Here is a 13,464-nt window from a genome sequence, read left to right as displayed (position 1 = left end):
TTTCCGGTTTTACCCCGTTCGTCCTGAGCGAAGTCGAAGTGCCTTCGCTGCGCTCTGGCGGGGCTTCGACAGGCTCAGCCCGAACGGATTTCAGGGGGCAGCCTGACATTTGAGGAACCATCCCATGTCGCTGCATCTCTGGTGGTTGTATGTCACGGCGGTCTTCCTGATCTCGGCCACGCCCGGCCCCAACATGCTGCATGTGATGACGCAGAGCATCGCCCATGGGCCGCGCAAGGCGCTGGTGACGATGGCGGGGCTGATGAGCGCCGTACTGCTGTGCCTGATCGCCTCCGCGCTGGGCCTTGGCGCGCTGCTGAAAGCCTCGCCGCGCTTGTTCGACATATTGCGCTATGCCGGCGTCGCCTATCTCATCTGGCTGGGGATCAAGGCCTGGCGCGCGCCTGTCGGGTCCGCCGACGGCAGCGATGCCGGCCCGGTCCGCTCGGCCCGCGCACTTTATGCGACCGGGCTGCTGACCGGCCTGTCCAACCCCAAGCTCATCATCTTCGCCGCCGCGCTCTTCCCCCAGTTCATCGACCTGGCCCGCCCCTTCTGGCTGCAACTCGCGATCCTGATCGTCAGCTTCGTGGTGATCGAGAGCTTCTGGTATTCGGTCTATGCGCTGGGCGGCCTGCGCCTCGCCCGCTGGCTGGCGCCCGCCAATCGGCAGAAACTGTTCAACCGCGGCACCGGCCTGATGTTCATCGGCTTTGGCGGCGCACTGCTGGGCGCCAGGGCTTAACCCCCAACTCCGTCATTCCCGCGAAAGCGGGAACCCATCTCCGGAAGATGCGATGACGCGCGAGATCAACCCCACCGTTTACATTCTTGCCAGCCGCAAGAATGGCACGCTCTACACCGGCGTCACATCCGATCTCATAAAGCGCCTCTACGAGCATCGAAACGGCTTGATCGAAGGCTTCACGAAAGACTACGGCGTCAAGCGCCTGGTCTGGTTTGAACCACATGACAGCATGGACAGCGCCATCCTGCGGGAAAAGCGGATCAAGAAATGGAACAGGCAGTGGAAGATTGAGCTGATCGAGGCCGGCAATCCCGATTGGGACGATCTGGCGCTGGGCTTTGGCTTCGCGCCTTTACCCCGCGACTGATCGAGAGGTCGGGAGATGGGTTCCCGCTTTCGCGGGAATGACGATGAGATTGATGGATAGAGAGTCATGACCGAAATTAGCGCACTGAAAGCCGGCCTGATCGCCGACATCGAGGCCGCCGACACGCTGGACGCGCTGGAAGGGCTGCGCGTTGGCGCGCTGGGCAAGAATGGGGTCGTCACCGGCCTGTTGAAGACGCTGGGCGGCATGTCGCCCGAGGAGCGTCTGGAGAAGGGCCCGCCGATCCAGGATCTGCGCGAAAGCGTGACCGCCGCGATTGCCGACCGCAAGGCCGCGCTGGAGCAGGCCGCGCTCGACGCCCGCCTCGCCTCGGAAAAGGTCGACATGACCCTGCCCGCCGATCTGGGGCCGCAGGGCAGCGTCCATGCCGTCAGCCAGGTGATGGACGAACTGGCGGAAATCTTCGCGGACCTCGGCTTCTCGGTCGCGACCGGTCCGGAGATCGAGGACGACTGGCATAATTTCACCGCGCTCAATATCCCCGAGACGCACCCGGCGCGCGCGATGCACGACACCTTCTACTTCCCGGACGAGGAAGGGCAGAAGAAGATGCTGCTGCGCACCCATACGTCGCCGGTGCAGATCCGCACCATGATGACGCAGGAACCGCCGATCCGCATCATCGCGCCCGGACGCGTCTATCGCAGCGACTCCGACGCGACCCACACGCCGATGTTCCACCAGATCGAGGGGCTGGTGATCGACAAGGGCATCACGCTGGGTCACCTCAAATGGACGCTGGAGACCTTCCTCAAGGCCTTCTTCGAGCGCGAGGATATCGTCCTGCGCCTGCGCCCGAGCTATTTCCCCTTCACCGAACCCTCGGTCGAGGTCGATGTCGGCTATACGCTGACCAACGGCCAGCGGGTGATCGGCGGCGACGGCGATGCGCCGGGCGGCGGCTGGCTGGAAGTGCTGGGCAGCGGCATGGTCAATCGCCGCGTGATCGAGGCGTGCGGCCTTGACCCCGACGAATGGCAGGGCTTTGCCTTCGGCACCGGCGTCGATCGCCTCGCCATGCTGAAATATGGCATGAACGACCTGCGCGCCTTCTTCGACGGCGATCTGCGCTGGCTGAAACATTATGGATTCTCGGCACTCGACGTGCCCACGCTGTCGGGAGGAGTCGGCGCATGAAGTTCACCCTGAGCTGGCTCAAGACGCACCTCAAGACCGATGCCGATCTGGCCACCATCCTCAAGACGCTGAACGCCATCGGGCTGGAGGTCGAGGATGTGGAGAACCCGGCAGAGAAGCTGGGCGCGTTCAAGATCGCCAAGATCCTGACCGCCGAGCGCCACCCGCAGGCCGACAAGCTGCAGGTGCTGAGCGTCGACCATGGCGACGGCAACCCGCTGCAGGTCGTGTGCGGCGCGCCCAATGCCCGCGCCGGCCTGATCGGCGTGTTCGGCGTCGAAGGCGCGGTGGTGCCGGTCAACGGCATGGTGCTCAAGAAGACCGCCATTCGCGGCGTCGAATCCAACGGCATGATGTGCTCCACCCGCGAGCTGGAGCTGGGTGACGATCATGACGGCATCATCGAACTGGCCGCCGACGCGCCGGTGGGTGAAGTCTATGCGAACTGGGCCGGCCTCAACGACCCGGTCATCGACGTGTCGATCACGCCCAATCGCCAGGACTGCATGGGCGTGCGCGGCATCGCCCGCGACCTCGCCGCCGCTGGCCTGGGTACGCTCAACGCCATCATCGTGCCGGAAATTGCCGGCGTGGGTCCGGGTCCGGACGTGCGCACCGACGATGTCGACGGCTGCCCCGCCTTCTTCGCCCGATCGGTCAAGGGCGTGACGAATGGCGCCTCGCCCGAATGGATGGCGCGCCGACTGAAGGCAATCGGCCAGAAGCCGATCAGCGCGCTGGTGGACATCACCAACTACATTATGATCGACCTCGGCCGGCCGCTCCATGTCTATGACATGGCGACGCTCAAGGGCGGGCTGGTCGCGAGGCTGGGCAAGGCCGGCGAGGAAGTGCTGGCGCTCAATGGCAAGACCTATGCCATCGACGAGACGATGACCGTGATCGCCGACGACGAGGCCGTGCATGACATTGGCGGCATCATGGGCGGCGAACATTCGGGCGCGCAGGACGGCACCACCGACGTTCTGATCGAATGCGCCTATTTCACGCCCGAGCGGATCGCGGTGACCGGCCAGAAGCTGGCGCTGACCAGCGACGCCCGTGGCCGGTTCGAGCGCGGTGTCGATCCCGCCTTCCTGGACGATGGCCTGTCGATCGCCACCAGCCTGGTCATGACCCTGTGCGGCGGCACTGCATCGGAAGCGACCCGCGCCGGCACCCCGCCCGCGACGCCCAAGACGGTCGCCTATGCACCCGACCAGTGCCTGGCACTGGCCGGCGTCGATGTGCCGCATGACGTGCAGAAGCGCATTCTGGAAAGCCTGGGCTTCGGCGTCAGCGGCGAGGCCGGCGGCATCGAATATCAGGATGGTGTGCCGGTGAGCGTGCCGGGCCATTGGACGATCAGCGTGCCGACCTGGCGCCGCGACGTCGATGGCTGGCCTGACATTGTCGAGGAAGTGGTGCGCATCGTCGGCCTGGACCATGTGCCGTCCACCCCGCTGCCGCGCGTGCCGGGCGTCGCCCGTCCGACCGCCACGCCCGAGCAGCTGGTCGAGCGCCGCGTGCGCCGCACCGCCGCCGCCCGGGGCCTCGCCGAAGCGATCAACTGGTCCTTCATTTCCGAGAAGGAAGCCGCGAGCGTTGGCGGTGGCGACTGGACGCTGGCCAATCCGATCTCCGAAGATTTGAAGGTCATGCGGCCTTCGCTGCTGCCCGGCCTGCTGTCCGCGACCAAGCGCAATGTCGATCGCAGCGCCACGTCGATCCGGCTGTTTGAGCTGGGCCGGCGCTATTTCAAGCAGGGCGAGCGCGCCACGGTCGGCTTCGTGCTGGCTGGCGAGAAGGTCGCGCGCGGCTGGCAGAGCGGCAAGGCCCAGTCCTTCGACGCGTTCGACGCCAAGGGCGAAGTGATCGCATTGCTGGCGGCCGCCGGCGCGCCGGTCGGCAATCTGCAGAGCATGGGCGAGGCTTCGGCCGCCTATCATCCCGGCCAGTCGGGCACGCTGCGCCTTGGCCCCAAGGTGGTGCTGGCCGAATATGGCGTGCTGCACCCGAGCCTCGCCAAGCAGTTCGGCCTGTCGGGCACCGTGGTTGCGGGCGAGATCTTCCTTGATGCCATTCCAGCCAAGCGCAAGAGCGGCTTCATGCGCGCGCCTTACGCCCCGCCGGCGTTGCAGGCGGTGAAGCGCGACTTCGCCTTCCTGGTGCCGGAAGCGGTCGAGGCCGATGCGCTGGTGCGCGCGGTCAAGGGTGCGGACAAGAAGGCGATCATCGACGCGCGTCTGTTCGACGTCTTCACCGGCCCCGGCGTGGATGAAGGCCACAAGTCGCTGGCGGTAGAAATCACGCTGCAGCCGGGCGAGAAGAGCTTCGCCCAGGAAGAGCTGGACGCGATCAGCGCCGCCGTGGTCAAAGCCGCCCAGAAGCTGGGCGCGAGCCTGCGCGGCTAAGACAGGAAAGGCCGGCGATGGACGGGAAGGCTGAACGACTTCAGGCCCGCCTCGCCGGCCTCTTCTACCTAGGCACCATTGGCTGCGGCATGTTTGCCGAAGCGGTGGTGCGCGCGGCCCTGGTCGTGCCGGGCAACGGGCGCGAGACGATGCGCAACATCGCCGACTATCCCTGGCTCTATCGCGCCGGCGGGGCGAGCGATGTCGCCATGCTCTGCTGCTATCTGGCGGTCACCGCCCTGCTCTATGGCCTGTTCGCGCCGACCGGGCGGGTGCTGGCCCGCACCGCCGCCCTGTTCAGCCTGACCGGCATTGCCGTGCTGGCGGGCAACAGCCTGCTCCATCTGCTGCCGCTTGCGCTGATCGATGGCGCGCCGCATCCCGGCATTCCGATGGCGGAGGTGCAGTCGCTGGTGCGGATCAGCCTCAGCCTCCACAATGATCTCTACGGCATCAGCCTCATCTTCTTCGGCATCTATTGCCTGCTGACCGGCTGGCTGGCGATCCGATCGCGGCGGTTGCCCGTGGCGGTCGGTGCGCTGCTGATGGCGGGCGGCGCGGTCCATCTGGTCGCGCGCAGCCTGGCGCTGCTGTCGCCGGCAATCGGCGAGGCGATCCCCGGCCAGCTCGATTTCGTGCCGCTGCTGGGCGAAGGCGCCTTCGCCATCTGGCTGCTACTGTTCGGGGCGCCGCGCCCGGCGGCGCCGGAAATCAGCCCGTAATCTTGCAGCCCTTGGCCGATGCCATGCCGCGCAGATAGCCGCGCCGGGCGAGACCGGCGGCGATGGCGGCGCGCAGTCGACGTTCCGCCGGGGCGGCGCCGCTGATTTCCCGCACCACGCCGCGGAAGGGGATCAGCGAATTGACCAGCGACTTGCCCACACCCTCGGCGATCTTGCTGGTGCGATCCTCATTGGCTTCGCGGCCGATGGTGAAATCGGGACCAAGTACCTTGTTGAGCGCCGCCATGTCGCCATTCAGCGCCTTGCAGGTCTTGCCCGATGGCGCAGCATAGGGATTTTCCTCGGCCGCGACGAGGATCGGCGGCACCTGCGTCTTTTCGATGCCGACATCGCGAGCCGGCTGGGACGCGATTTCGCCCGCCTTGTCGAGTGTGTCGTCCCTCTTCTTGCCCTGTTCCTGGGCAAGCGCCGACGTGCCGAGCAGCAGCAGGATGGTGGCGGTCGATACGGCAATTTTCATCATTGGTCCTCCCGCTGGCTCAACCCGCCAGCCCCCATGTCGGTTCCGCAACGTAACGATTGCGCGGCGGGCGAGACAGTCGGGATTTGCCGCATCGGACCTTGGAATAAAGCCTGATTCACGTCATCTGTGGAAGCCCAAGGCGCTTCCACAGATGACGATCCGGCTCTATGCCGCTGGGCAAACAGGAGTGTTTCGCCATGAACGACCGCATCGCCATCGCCTCCGACAATCTGTCCGCCAGCATATCGCCGCTGGGCGCCGAACTCTGGTCGCTGACCGATGCGCAGGGCCGCGAACTGATGACCGATGCCGACCCGCAATGGTGGACCGGCCATGCCCCCCTGCTGTTCCCGTTCGTCGGCCGGTCGCGCGGCGACGTCTATCGGCTGAACGATGTCGACTATCCGATCGGCCAGCATGGCTTTGCCCGGACCAGCCCCTTCACCCTGGTCCATCGCAACGAGGAAGCCGCTTTGTTCCGGCTGGAGGCGGACCGGGAGACGCGCACCGTCTATCCGTTCGATTTCCGCCTCGACATGGGCTTCGTGCTGGAGGGGCCAAGCCTGCGCATGACCGCCACCGTCATGAACCGGGGCGAGACGGCAATGCCCTTCTGCTTTGGCTATCACCCCGCCTTCGCCTGGCCTTTGCCCTATGGCGGCAGCGTCGAGGACCATCGCATCCTGTTCGCGCAGGCCGAACCCGCGCCGATCCGCAAGGTCGGCAGCGAGCCGGGGCTGATTGCGCTGGAGAGCGTGCCCTCGCCGGTCGAGGGCCATGAGCTGGCGCCGACCCATGCCATGTTCGCCGGCGATGCCCTTATCTGGGACGATCTCGCCAGTCGATCGCTGACCTGGGGCGTGCCCGGCAAGCCGCACCTGAAGATCGATTTCCCCGACACGCCCTGGCTCGGCCTGTGGCAGAAGCCGGGTGCCCATTATCTGTGCGTCGAACCCTGGGCCGGCATGGCCGACCCGGTCGGCTTTACCGGCGATGTCTGGGACAAGCAGGGTGTCATGACCCTGCTGCCGGGCGATAGCCGATCCTTCCGCATGGACGTGACGCTGGTCGGGGCTGACGGCGACGCCTAACGCGCGACTCGCTTTGGGCGCAAAAATCCCTATATGGGCGCCCCATGAGCATCCCATCCCGCCGCACCTTCGCGATCATTTCCCACCCGGACGCCGGTAAGACCACGCTGACCGAAAAGCTGCTGCTGGAAGGCGGCGCGATTCACTTGGCCGGCGAGGTCAAGGCGCGCGGCGCGAACCGGCGCGCCCGGTCGGACTGGATGAAGATCGAGCAGCAGCGCGGCATTTCCGTCACATCCTCGGTGATGACGTTCGAGCGGACGCGCGATGGCGAGACCATCACCTTCAACCTGCTCGATACGCCCGGCCACGAGGATTTCAGCGAGGATACCTATCGCACCCTGACCGCCGTGGACTCGGCGGTGATGGTGATCGACGCGGCCAAGGGCATCGAGCCGCAGACGCGCAAGCTGTTCGAGGTCTGCCGCCTGCGCAACGTGCCGATCATCACCTTCGTCAACAAGGTCGACCGCGAGGGCCGTGAACTGTTCGGCCTGCTCGACGAGGTGGCGGACCAGTTGCAGCTCGATGTCTGCCCGATGAGCTGGTCGGTCGGCATGGGCGGCGAGTTCGAGGGTATCTACGACTTCGCCACCAACCTGCTGATGCAGCCCACCGGCCCGTCCAAGGAATTTGACGGCACCCGCCACCAGTTCAGCGGCCTGGATGATCCGAAGCTCGCCGATTATCTGTCCGAGCGCGGTCTGGAAAAGCTGCGCGAGGAGGCCGAGCTGGCCCAGGGCGGCTATGCCGAGTTCGACCTGGAACGCTATCGCCATGGCGACCTGACCCCGGTCTATTTCGGATCGGCGCTCAAGCTGTTCGGCGTGACCGAGCTGATCGACGCGCTGTCGGCCCATGCGCCGCCGCCGCGCGCGCAGCCGGCCGAGCCGGCCCCGGTCGAGCCCGAGGGCAGCGAAGTTACCGGCTTCATCTTCAAGGTGCAGGCGAACATGGACCCGATGCACCGCGACCGGATCGCCTTCATGCGGCTGGTGTCGGGCAAGTTCCGCCGCGGCATGAAGCTGACCCCGTCGGGCAGCGGCAAGGCGCTGGCCGTCCATTCGCCGATCCTGTTCTTCGCGCAGGACCGCGAACTGGCGGACGAGGCCTTCCCCGGCGACATCATCGGCATCCCCAACCATGGCGCGCTGCGCGTGGGCGACACGCTGAGCGAGAAGCCGGGCCTGCGCTTCACCGGCCTGCCCAATTTCGCGCCGGAAATCCTGCGCCGCGTCCAGCTGAAAGACCCGACCAAGACCAAGCAGTTGCGCAAGGCGTTGGATGACCTGTCCGAAGAGGGCGTGATCCAGGTCTTCTATCCCGAGATCGGCAGCAACTGGATCGTCGGCGTGGTCGGCCAGCTGCAGCTGGAAGTGCTGATCAGCCGGCTGGAGGCGGAATATAAGGTCGCGGCGGTGCTGGAGCCCTCACCCTTCGACACGGCCCGCTGGATCAGCGGCGACGATCAGGCGATCAAGGATCTGGTCGCCTATAATGGCGCCAACATGGCCAAGGACCGCGACGGCAATCTGGTGTTCATGGCGCGCAGCGCCTGGGACATCGGCTATCAGCAGGAGCGCCATCCCAAGGTGAAGTTCAGCGCCACCAAGGAGCGCTAAGCCGACAGCGAAAGTGACAGGGCCATGCCCTATCACTTCATGGGTCAGGCCGTCACCCAATCCTTGCGCAGCGCCTTGCCAGCGAGCGCCATGAACAGGCCGGCGAGCAGGTAGAAGCCGAGCGCCGCGACGATGGCGTAGCGCAGCGCTTCATTGCCATAGGTCGGGGTCAGCGCATCGGACAGGGCGCCGACGCTCCAGCTGCCAAGGCCAAGGCCCACCAGATTGTTGATCAGCAGGAAGGTCGCCGAGGCGCTGGCGCGCATATGCGGCGGGACCAGGTGCTGCACGGCGGTCAGCACCGGGCCGAGCCAGACATAGACCAAGGCCTGCGGGATCAGGAACAGGGCGAAGGCGAAGGATACGCTGGACGACAGCACGCCGACCACGAACAAGGGCATGCCGATCACATAGCTGATCGCCGGCACCCAGGCGAACCAGGCCTTGTCCCGATTGCCCATGGCGTCGCCCAGGAAGCCGCCGAGCAGCACGCCCGCAACCCCGCCCAGCAGCAGCAGCCCGCCAAGGAACTGGCCGGCGCCCAGCAGGTCGAGGCCGAAGCTGCGCATCAACAGGCTGGGCAGCCAGAAGGCGACGCCATAGCCGCACATCGAGCTGCTCGCCGCGCCCAATGCCAGGAACCAGAAGCTGCGCTTGGCCGCGAGGATGCCGAAAACGGCGCTGACCGGGACGGGCGTGCCCGACTGCACCGGGCGGGCCGGTTCGCGCACCACCAGGCGGAAGATCGGCGCGATGAGGATACCCATGATGCCGACCGCGATGAAGGCGGTGCGCCATTCGACGGTCTGGGCGATATAGCCGCCCAGCAGCACGCCGCCGGCCGAACCCAGCGGAATGCCGAGCGAATAGATGGAGAGGGCGCGGGCGCGCTGATGCTGCGGGAAATAGTCGGAGATGACGGCGTAGGAAGGCGCGACGCCGCCCGCCTCCCCCACGCCGACGCCGATGCGGAACAGGAACATCTGCATGAAATTGCCGGCCATGCCGCAGAGCGCGGTGAAGCCGCTCCAGATGGCAAGGCTGACGGTGATGACCCAGGTGCGGCTGGTCCGGTCGGCGAGCAGCGCCAGCGGGATCGCCAGCGTCGAATAGAGCAGCGCGAAGGCGATGCCGCCCAGCGCGCCAAGCTGGGTATCGGTCAGCCCCAGCTCCGCCTTGATCGGCCCGGCGAGGATGCCCAGAATCTGCCGGTCGAGGAAGTTGAAGGTATAGACCAGCAGCAGCATCGCCAGCACGACGCCGCGATAGGCGGGGGAGGTTTGGGGCTTCATCTGCGCTTCCTAGACCGATTTCATACGTCATTGCGATCGAAGCGAAGCAATCCACACAGCGCCCATGGATTGCTTCGCTCCGCTCGCAATGACGGCCTTTGGATCAGAACTTGACCGAACCGGTCACGAACACCTGGCGCGGGTTGCCGTAGAAGGCAGTCAGCGTGCCTTCCTTGCCCAGCGAGGGGGTGGGATAGCCGGCCGCATTGTTGATGATCGCGCCGGTCACCGGATTGGCCGCGACGAAGGTATAGCCCGAGGTCTTATATTCCTTGTCGAGCAGGTTCTTGCCATGGACGCCGATGCTCCAGCGATCGCTGGGCGCGGTATAGACCAGGCTCGCATCCCACAGCGCATAGCCCTTCTGATCGATATAGGGGTTGGGGATTTCGAACTGATAGGTCTTGGAGCGCCAGGAGACGGTGCTGCCGAAATAGAGGCTGCCATCCCCCACCGGGAGATTGTAGCTGAGCGTGCCGCTGGCGGTCCATTTCGGCGTGTTCTGGACCCGGCGATAGTCGGCGACGTCGGTCGGCACGCTGGCGATATTGGCGATATATTCGCGATAATCGGCATCGATGAAGCCGATCGCGGTCTGCAGGTTCAGACGGTCGCCGCCGCTGAAGATGTCGCGGCCAAGGCGGGCGTTGCTTTCGAACTCCAGCCCCTTGAAGCGCGCCTTGCCGGCGTTGGACACGACACCGCAGAAGGAGGGCGTCGCCACGCCGCCGACATTGACGGTGCAGGCGACCGAGCCGGGAATCTGCACATCCTTGTAATCGGCATAGAAGCCGGCGACCGCAACATAGAGGGCGCCGTCCATCAGATTGCCCTTATAGCCGACTTCATAGCTGTCGACCTGTTCGGGCGCGAAGCTGAGGAAGGAGGCGATTTCGCTGTCCTGGCGAATGCCGTCGCCATTGAGGTCGGGCGCGTTGGTGCCGACCCCGCGCGGGTCGAAGCCGCCGCCCTTGAAGCCCTTGGAATAGCTGGCATAGATATTGTGATCGGCGGTCGGCTTGTAGCTGACCGAGAAGCGCGGCGTGAATTTCTTGAACTCGCGCTCGCCCCGGAAATTGGTACTGGGCGCACCGAAGGGAATGCCCGCCCCGTCGAACACCGGCGAGCCGCCGCCCAGATAGCTTTGCCGCAGGATATTGGCCCGGCGCGTGTCCCAGGTGTAGCGGCCACCGGCCGACAGGCTGAGCTGATCGGTCAGGTCGAAGCTCATGTCGCCGAACACCGCATAGGTTTCGGTATCGACATTGGCCTGGGTGAAGGCGGTCAGCCCTGCCACGGTGGTGAAGATACGGGTGTCGAACTGGGTGTCGGCGCTGGCATCGAGATAATAGAAGCCGACCATGCCGTGTAGCCGGCCCTTGTCGTAGAGCAGCTGGAATTCCTGGCTGAGCTGTTCATTCTTGTAATAGGCCGGCACGTCGACATCGACGGCGGGGAGCGCGTCGAAATCGATTGGCGAGGCGCTGTCATCCTTGCGCCAGGCGCTGATCGAGCGCAGCGTCACCGCGTCATTGAGTTCCGCCGTCAGGTTCATCGAGAGGCCGTAGGACTTCACATATTGCTTGGGGTCGACCAGTCCACCGCGGGTGTCGAACACATCGTTCAGCACCGGCGCGCCCGATGCCTGGCCCGGAATCAGACGGTGGCCGCCACGCGGGTTGCTGTTATCCTTGGTATAGTCGCCGGTGATGCGCATCAGCACCGGGGCGCCATAGCCGCCCATTTCGAAGGTGGCGCGGCCGGCCCAGATATCCTTGTTATAATTGTCCTGCCCGGTGGTGAGATTCTTGCCGAAGCCGCCGCGCGACAGGCGGGCAAAGGCGCCACCGACGCGCATCAGGTCGCCGATCGGCGCCGACACGCTGATGATGCCATCGGCCTGATCATAGCTGCCATAGCTGCCCTTGAGCTTGAGCGAGAAGTCCTGCGGCAGCATCTTCGTGACATATTTGACCGCGCCGCCGATCGTATTGCGGCCATAGAGCGTGCCCTGCGGCCCGCGCAGCACCTCGATCCGTTCGACATCATAGATGTCGAGCAGCGCGCCCTGCGGCCGGTTGAGATAGACATCGTCGAGATAGATGCCGACGCCCTGTTCGAAGCCGGAAACCGGATCCTGCTGGCCGACGCCGCGGATGAAGGCGGTCAGCGTCGAATTGGTGCCGCGCGACGCCTCCAGCGTGGTGTTGGGGGTGACATTAGCGAGGTCGCTGATGTCGATCGCTCCGCCCCGTTCCAGATCGGCGCCAGAGAAGGCGCTGACCGCGATCGGCACCGACACCAGCGTTTCCTCGCGGCGACGGGCGGTGACGATGATCCCGGCCTCTTCGGTGTCGGCGGCGGGCGCCGACGCGTCCTGCGCGAAGGCGGGGAATGCCATCGCGCCGGTCCAGGCGGCGGATGCGAGGGCAAGGGCACGAATGCTGTGATGGGCCTTCATCGGCGTTTCCTCTCCTGAAGCGGCCCCCGGTCATCCGGGTAGCCAATCTGCTTGCCCTTTGAATAATGAAAGTTGAACCAGCTTTCAACTTCAAATATGAGGGACGGCGAACAAGGCCGCCAGACGTCCACAAAGCGTTGAAAAGACGCATATTGGCAGGCAGAGGGAGAGAGCATGACCGATCCGGCTTCCCCACGGGATGAGAGACGCGATGACAAGGCGCCGCGCACCGCGCGGGGCGAACGCACGCTGCGCGCGCTGCTGTCGGCGGCGGCCGAGGAGTTTGGCGAAAAGGGATTTCACGACGGGTCGATCAGCGGCATCACCCGCCGGGCCGGCTGCGCGCTGGGCAGTTTCTACACCTATTTCGACAGCAAGGACGACATTTTCCGCGCGCTGGTCAACGACATGTCGGGCCAGGTGCGCGACTATGTCTCGCCCCGCATCGCCGATGCCCGTGACGGGATCGAGGCGGAGCGGATCGGCCTGCTGAGCTTCCTGGAGTTCGCCCGCGCCCACAAGGAAATCTACCGCATCATCGACGAGGCCGAGTTCGTCGACCAGGCCGCCTATCGCGCCCATTATGAGAATACCGCCACCCGCATGGCCGCGCGCCTGAAGAAGGCCGCGCAGCAGGGCGACGTGCGCGCGGACGTGGAAGAGGTCCATGCCTGGGCGATCATGGGGATGAATGTGTTCCTGGGGCTGCGCTATGGCGTGTGGGACGACAGCCGCCCCGCGCAGGAGATTGCTGACATCGCCAACGCGTTGATCGAGAAGGGGATCGGCAAGCGCGCTTGAGGGTTGGACCGCTGCCGCCTATCGGGACAAGCACCGATGGTCGCGCCCTGCCCCTGCTGATAGGGCCGGGCGTCAGGCCCCAAAGCAAAAGGCGGACAGGCGATGCGCACACTCCATAAACAGACATTCCTTCTGGCATCGATCCTGCTGGTCAGCGGCTGTGCGACCACCGCCACGCCGCCGTCGGCCAGCGCCCCGGTGCCGCCGACCACGATCGAGGCGGTCGGGCAACTGACCAAGGCCATCCCCTTCCCGCGCGGCTATCTCGACCCCGCCGCCCTGCCCAACAGCCTGACCCTGCTGC

General features: G+C 65.6%; 11 protein-coding genes and 1 pseudogene. 9 read left to right on the top strand and 3 right to left on the bottom strand.

Annotated features, from left to right (window positions below; genetic code table 11):
- Positions 1 to 124: 124 nt before the first annotated feature.
- From CG471_RS02550 to CG471_RS02530, 5 genes are all read left to right on the top strand, one after another.
- Positions 125 to 745 carry a LysE family translocator gene (locus CG471_RS02550; RefSeq protein ID WP_004208918.1) on the top strand — a complete coding sequence of 207 codons (621 nt, stop codon included), beginning with the start codon at positions 125 to 127 and terminating at the stop codon, positions 743 to 745.
- 52 nt (positions 746 to 797) lie between these two features.
- The gene (locus CG471_RS02545) at positions 798 to 1,115 is read left to right on the top strand and encodes a GIY-YIG nuclease family protein (RefSeq protein WP_099230422.1); all 318 of its coding nucleotides are present in this window, start codon (positions 798 to 800) and stop codon (positions 1,113 to 1,115) included.
- A gap of 66 nt (positions 1,116 to 1,181) precedes the next feature.
- Positions 1,182 to 2,273 (top strand): phenylalanine--tRNA ligase subunit alpha, encoded by a 1,092-nt coding sequence (pheS, locus tag CG471_RS02540; RefSeq protein ID WP_004208920.1) that lies wholly within the window; start codon positions 1,182 to 1,184, stop codon positions 2,271 to 2,273.
- Positions 2,270 to 4,687, top strand: a complete 2,418-nt coding sequence (gene pheT / locus CG471_RS02535) for a phenylalanine--tRNA ligase subunit beta (RefSeq protein ID WP_099230420.1) — start codon at positions 2,270 to 2,272, stop codon at positions 4,685 to 4,687. The genes pheS and pheT overlap by 4 nt, the downstream gene beginning before the upstream one ends.
- 17 nt (positions 4,688 to 4,704) lie before the next feature.
- Positions 4,705 to 5,409, top strand: a complete 705-nt coding sequence (locus tag CG471_RS02530) for a DUF4386 domain-containing protein (RefSeq protein WP_099230418.1) — start codon at positions 4,705 to 4,707, stop codon at positions 5,407 to 5,409.
- Here the strand turns inward: CG471_RS02530 and CG471_RS02525 are convergent.
- On the bottom strand, positions 5,399 to 5,893 hold the full coding sequence (locus tag CG471_RS02525) for a hypothetical protein (RefSeq protein ID WP_004208924.1): 495 nt from the start codon (positions 5,891 to 5,893) through the stop codon (positions 5,399 to 5,401). The genes CG471_RS02530 and CG471_RS02525 overlap by 11 nt on opposite strands.
- A 197-nt stretch (positions 5,894 to 6,090) precedes the next feature.
- Between CG471_RS02525 and CG471_RS02520 the strand changes: the two genes are divergently transcribed.
- Together CG471_RS02520 and CG471_RS02515 are read left to right on the top strand one after the other, a co-directional pair.
- On the top strand, positions 6,091 to 6,984 hold the full coding sequence (locus tag CG471_RS02520; protein ID WP_099230521.1) for an aldose 1-epimerase family protein: 894 nt from the start codon (positions 6,091 to 6,093) through the stop codon (positions 6,982 to 6,984).
- 44 nt (positions 6,985 to 7,028) lie between these two features.
- On the top strand, positions 7,029 to 8,606 hold the full coding sequence (locus CG471_RS02515; protein ID WP_099230416.1) for a peptide chain release factor 3: 1,578 nt from the start codon (positions 7,029 to 7,031) through the stop codon (positions 8,604 to 8,606).
- Between the two features lie 44 nt (positions 8,607 to 8,650).
- Here CG471_RS02515 and CG471_RS02510 read toward each other — a convergent pair whose 3' ends face one another.
- Together CG471_RS02510 and CG471_RS02505 are read right to left on the bottom strand one after the other, a co-directional pair.
- The gene (locus CG471_RS02510; protein ID WP_099230414.1) at positions 8,651 to 9,898 is read right to left on the bottom strand and encodes an MFS transporter; all 1,248 of its coding nucleotides are present in this window, start codon (positions 9,896 to 9,898) and stop codon (positions 8,651 to 8,653) included.
- 103 nt (positions 9,899 to 10,001) lie between these two features.
- Positions 10,002 to 12,359 (bottom strand): TonB-dependent receptor, encoded by a 2,358-nt coding sequence (locus CG471_RS02505; protein ID WP_099230412.1) that lies wholly within the window; start codon positions 12,357 to 12,359, stop codon positions 10,002 to 10,004.
- Positions 12,360 to 12,533: 174 nt separating this feature from the next.
- On the opposite strand from CG471_RS02505, the gene CG471_RS02500 reads away from it, so the two are divergent.
- Both CG471_RS02500 and CG471_RS02495 read left to right on the top strand, forming a co-directional pair.
- Positions 12,534 to 13,160, top strand: coding sequence for a TetR/AcrR family transcriptional regulator (locus CG471_RS02500; protein ID WP_063976518.1), 627 nt, complete (start codon positions 12,534 to 12,536; stop codon positions 13,158 to 13,160).
- Positions 13,161 to 13,262: 102 nt separating this feature from the next.
- Positions 13,263 to 13,464: pseudogene (locus tag CG471_RS02495) on the top strand (acid phosphatase); the annotation flags it as partial.

Origin of the sequence: Sphingobium sp. IP1, assembly GCF_002708645.1 — a bacterium.
Taxonomy (GTDB): domain Bacteria; phylum Pseudomonadota; class Alphaproteobacteria; order Sphingomonadales; family Sphingomonadaceae; genus Sphingobium; species Sphingobium yanoikuyae.
This window is presented reverse-complemented; position numbering and strand designations above follow the sequence as displayed.

Coding starts and splice junctions, on each gene's coding strand:
- CG471_RS02550 (WP_004208918.1), top strand. CDS start 125: ATGTCGCTGCATCTCTGGTGGTTGTATGTCACGGCGGTCTTCCTGATC.
- CG471_RS02545 (WP_099230422.1), top strand. CDS start 798: ATGACGCGCGAGATCAACCCCACCGTTTACATTCTTGCCAGCCGCAAG.
- pheS (WP_004208920.1), top strand. CDS start 1,182: ATGACCGAAATTAGCGCACTGAAAGCCGGCCTGATCGCCGACATCGAG.
- pheT (WP_099230420.1), top strand. CDS start 2,270: ATGAAGTTCACCCTGAGCTGGCTCAAGACGCACCTCAAGACCGATGCC.
- CG471_RS02530 (WP_099230418.1), top strand. CDS start 4,705: ATGGACGGGAAGGCTGAACGACTTCAGGCCCGCCTCGCCGGCCTCTTC.
- CG471_RS02525 (WP_004208924.1), bottom strand. CDS start 5,893: ATGATGAAAATTGCCGTATCGACCGCCACCATCCTGCTGCTGCTCGGC.
- CG471_RS02520 (WP_099230521.1), top strand. CDS start 6,091: ATGAACGACCGCATCGCCATCGCCTCCGACAATCTGTCCGCCAGCATA.
- CG471_RS02515 (WP_099230416.1), top strand. CDS start 7,029: ATGAGCATCCCATCCCGCCGCACCTTCGCGATCATTTCCCACCCGGAC.
- CG471_RS02510 (WP_099230414.1), bottom strand. CDS start 9,898: ATGAAGCCCCAAACCTCCCCCGCCTATCGCGGCGTCGTGCTGGCGATG.
- CG471_RS02505 (WP_099230412.1), bottom strand. CDS start 12,359: ATGAAGGCCCATCACAGCATTCGTGCCCTTGCCCTCGCATCCGCCGCC.
- CG471_RS02500 (WP_063976518.1), top strand. CDS start 12,534: ATGACCGATCCGGCTTCCCCACGGGATGAGAGACGCGATGACAAGGCG.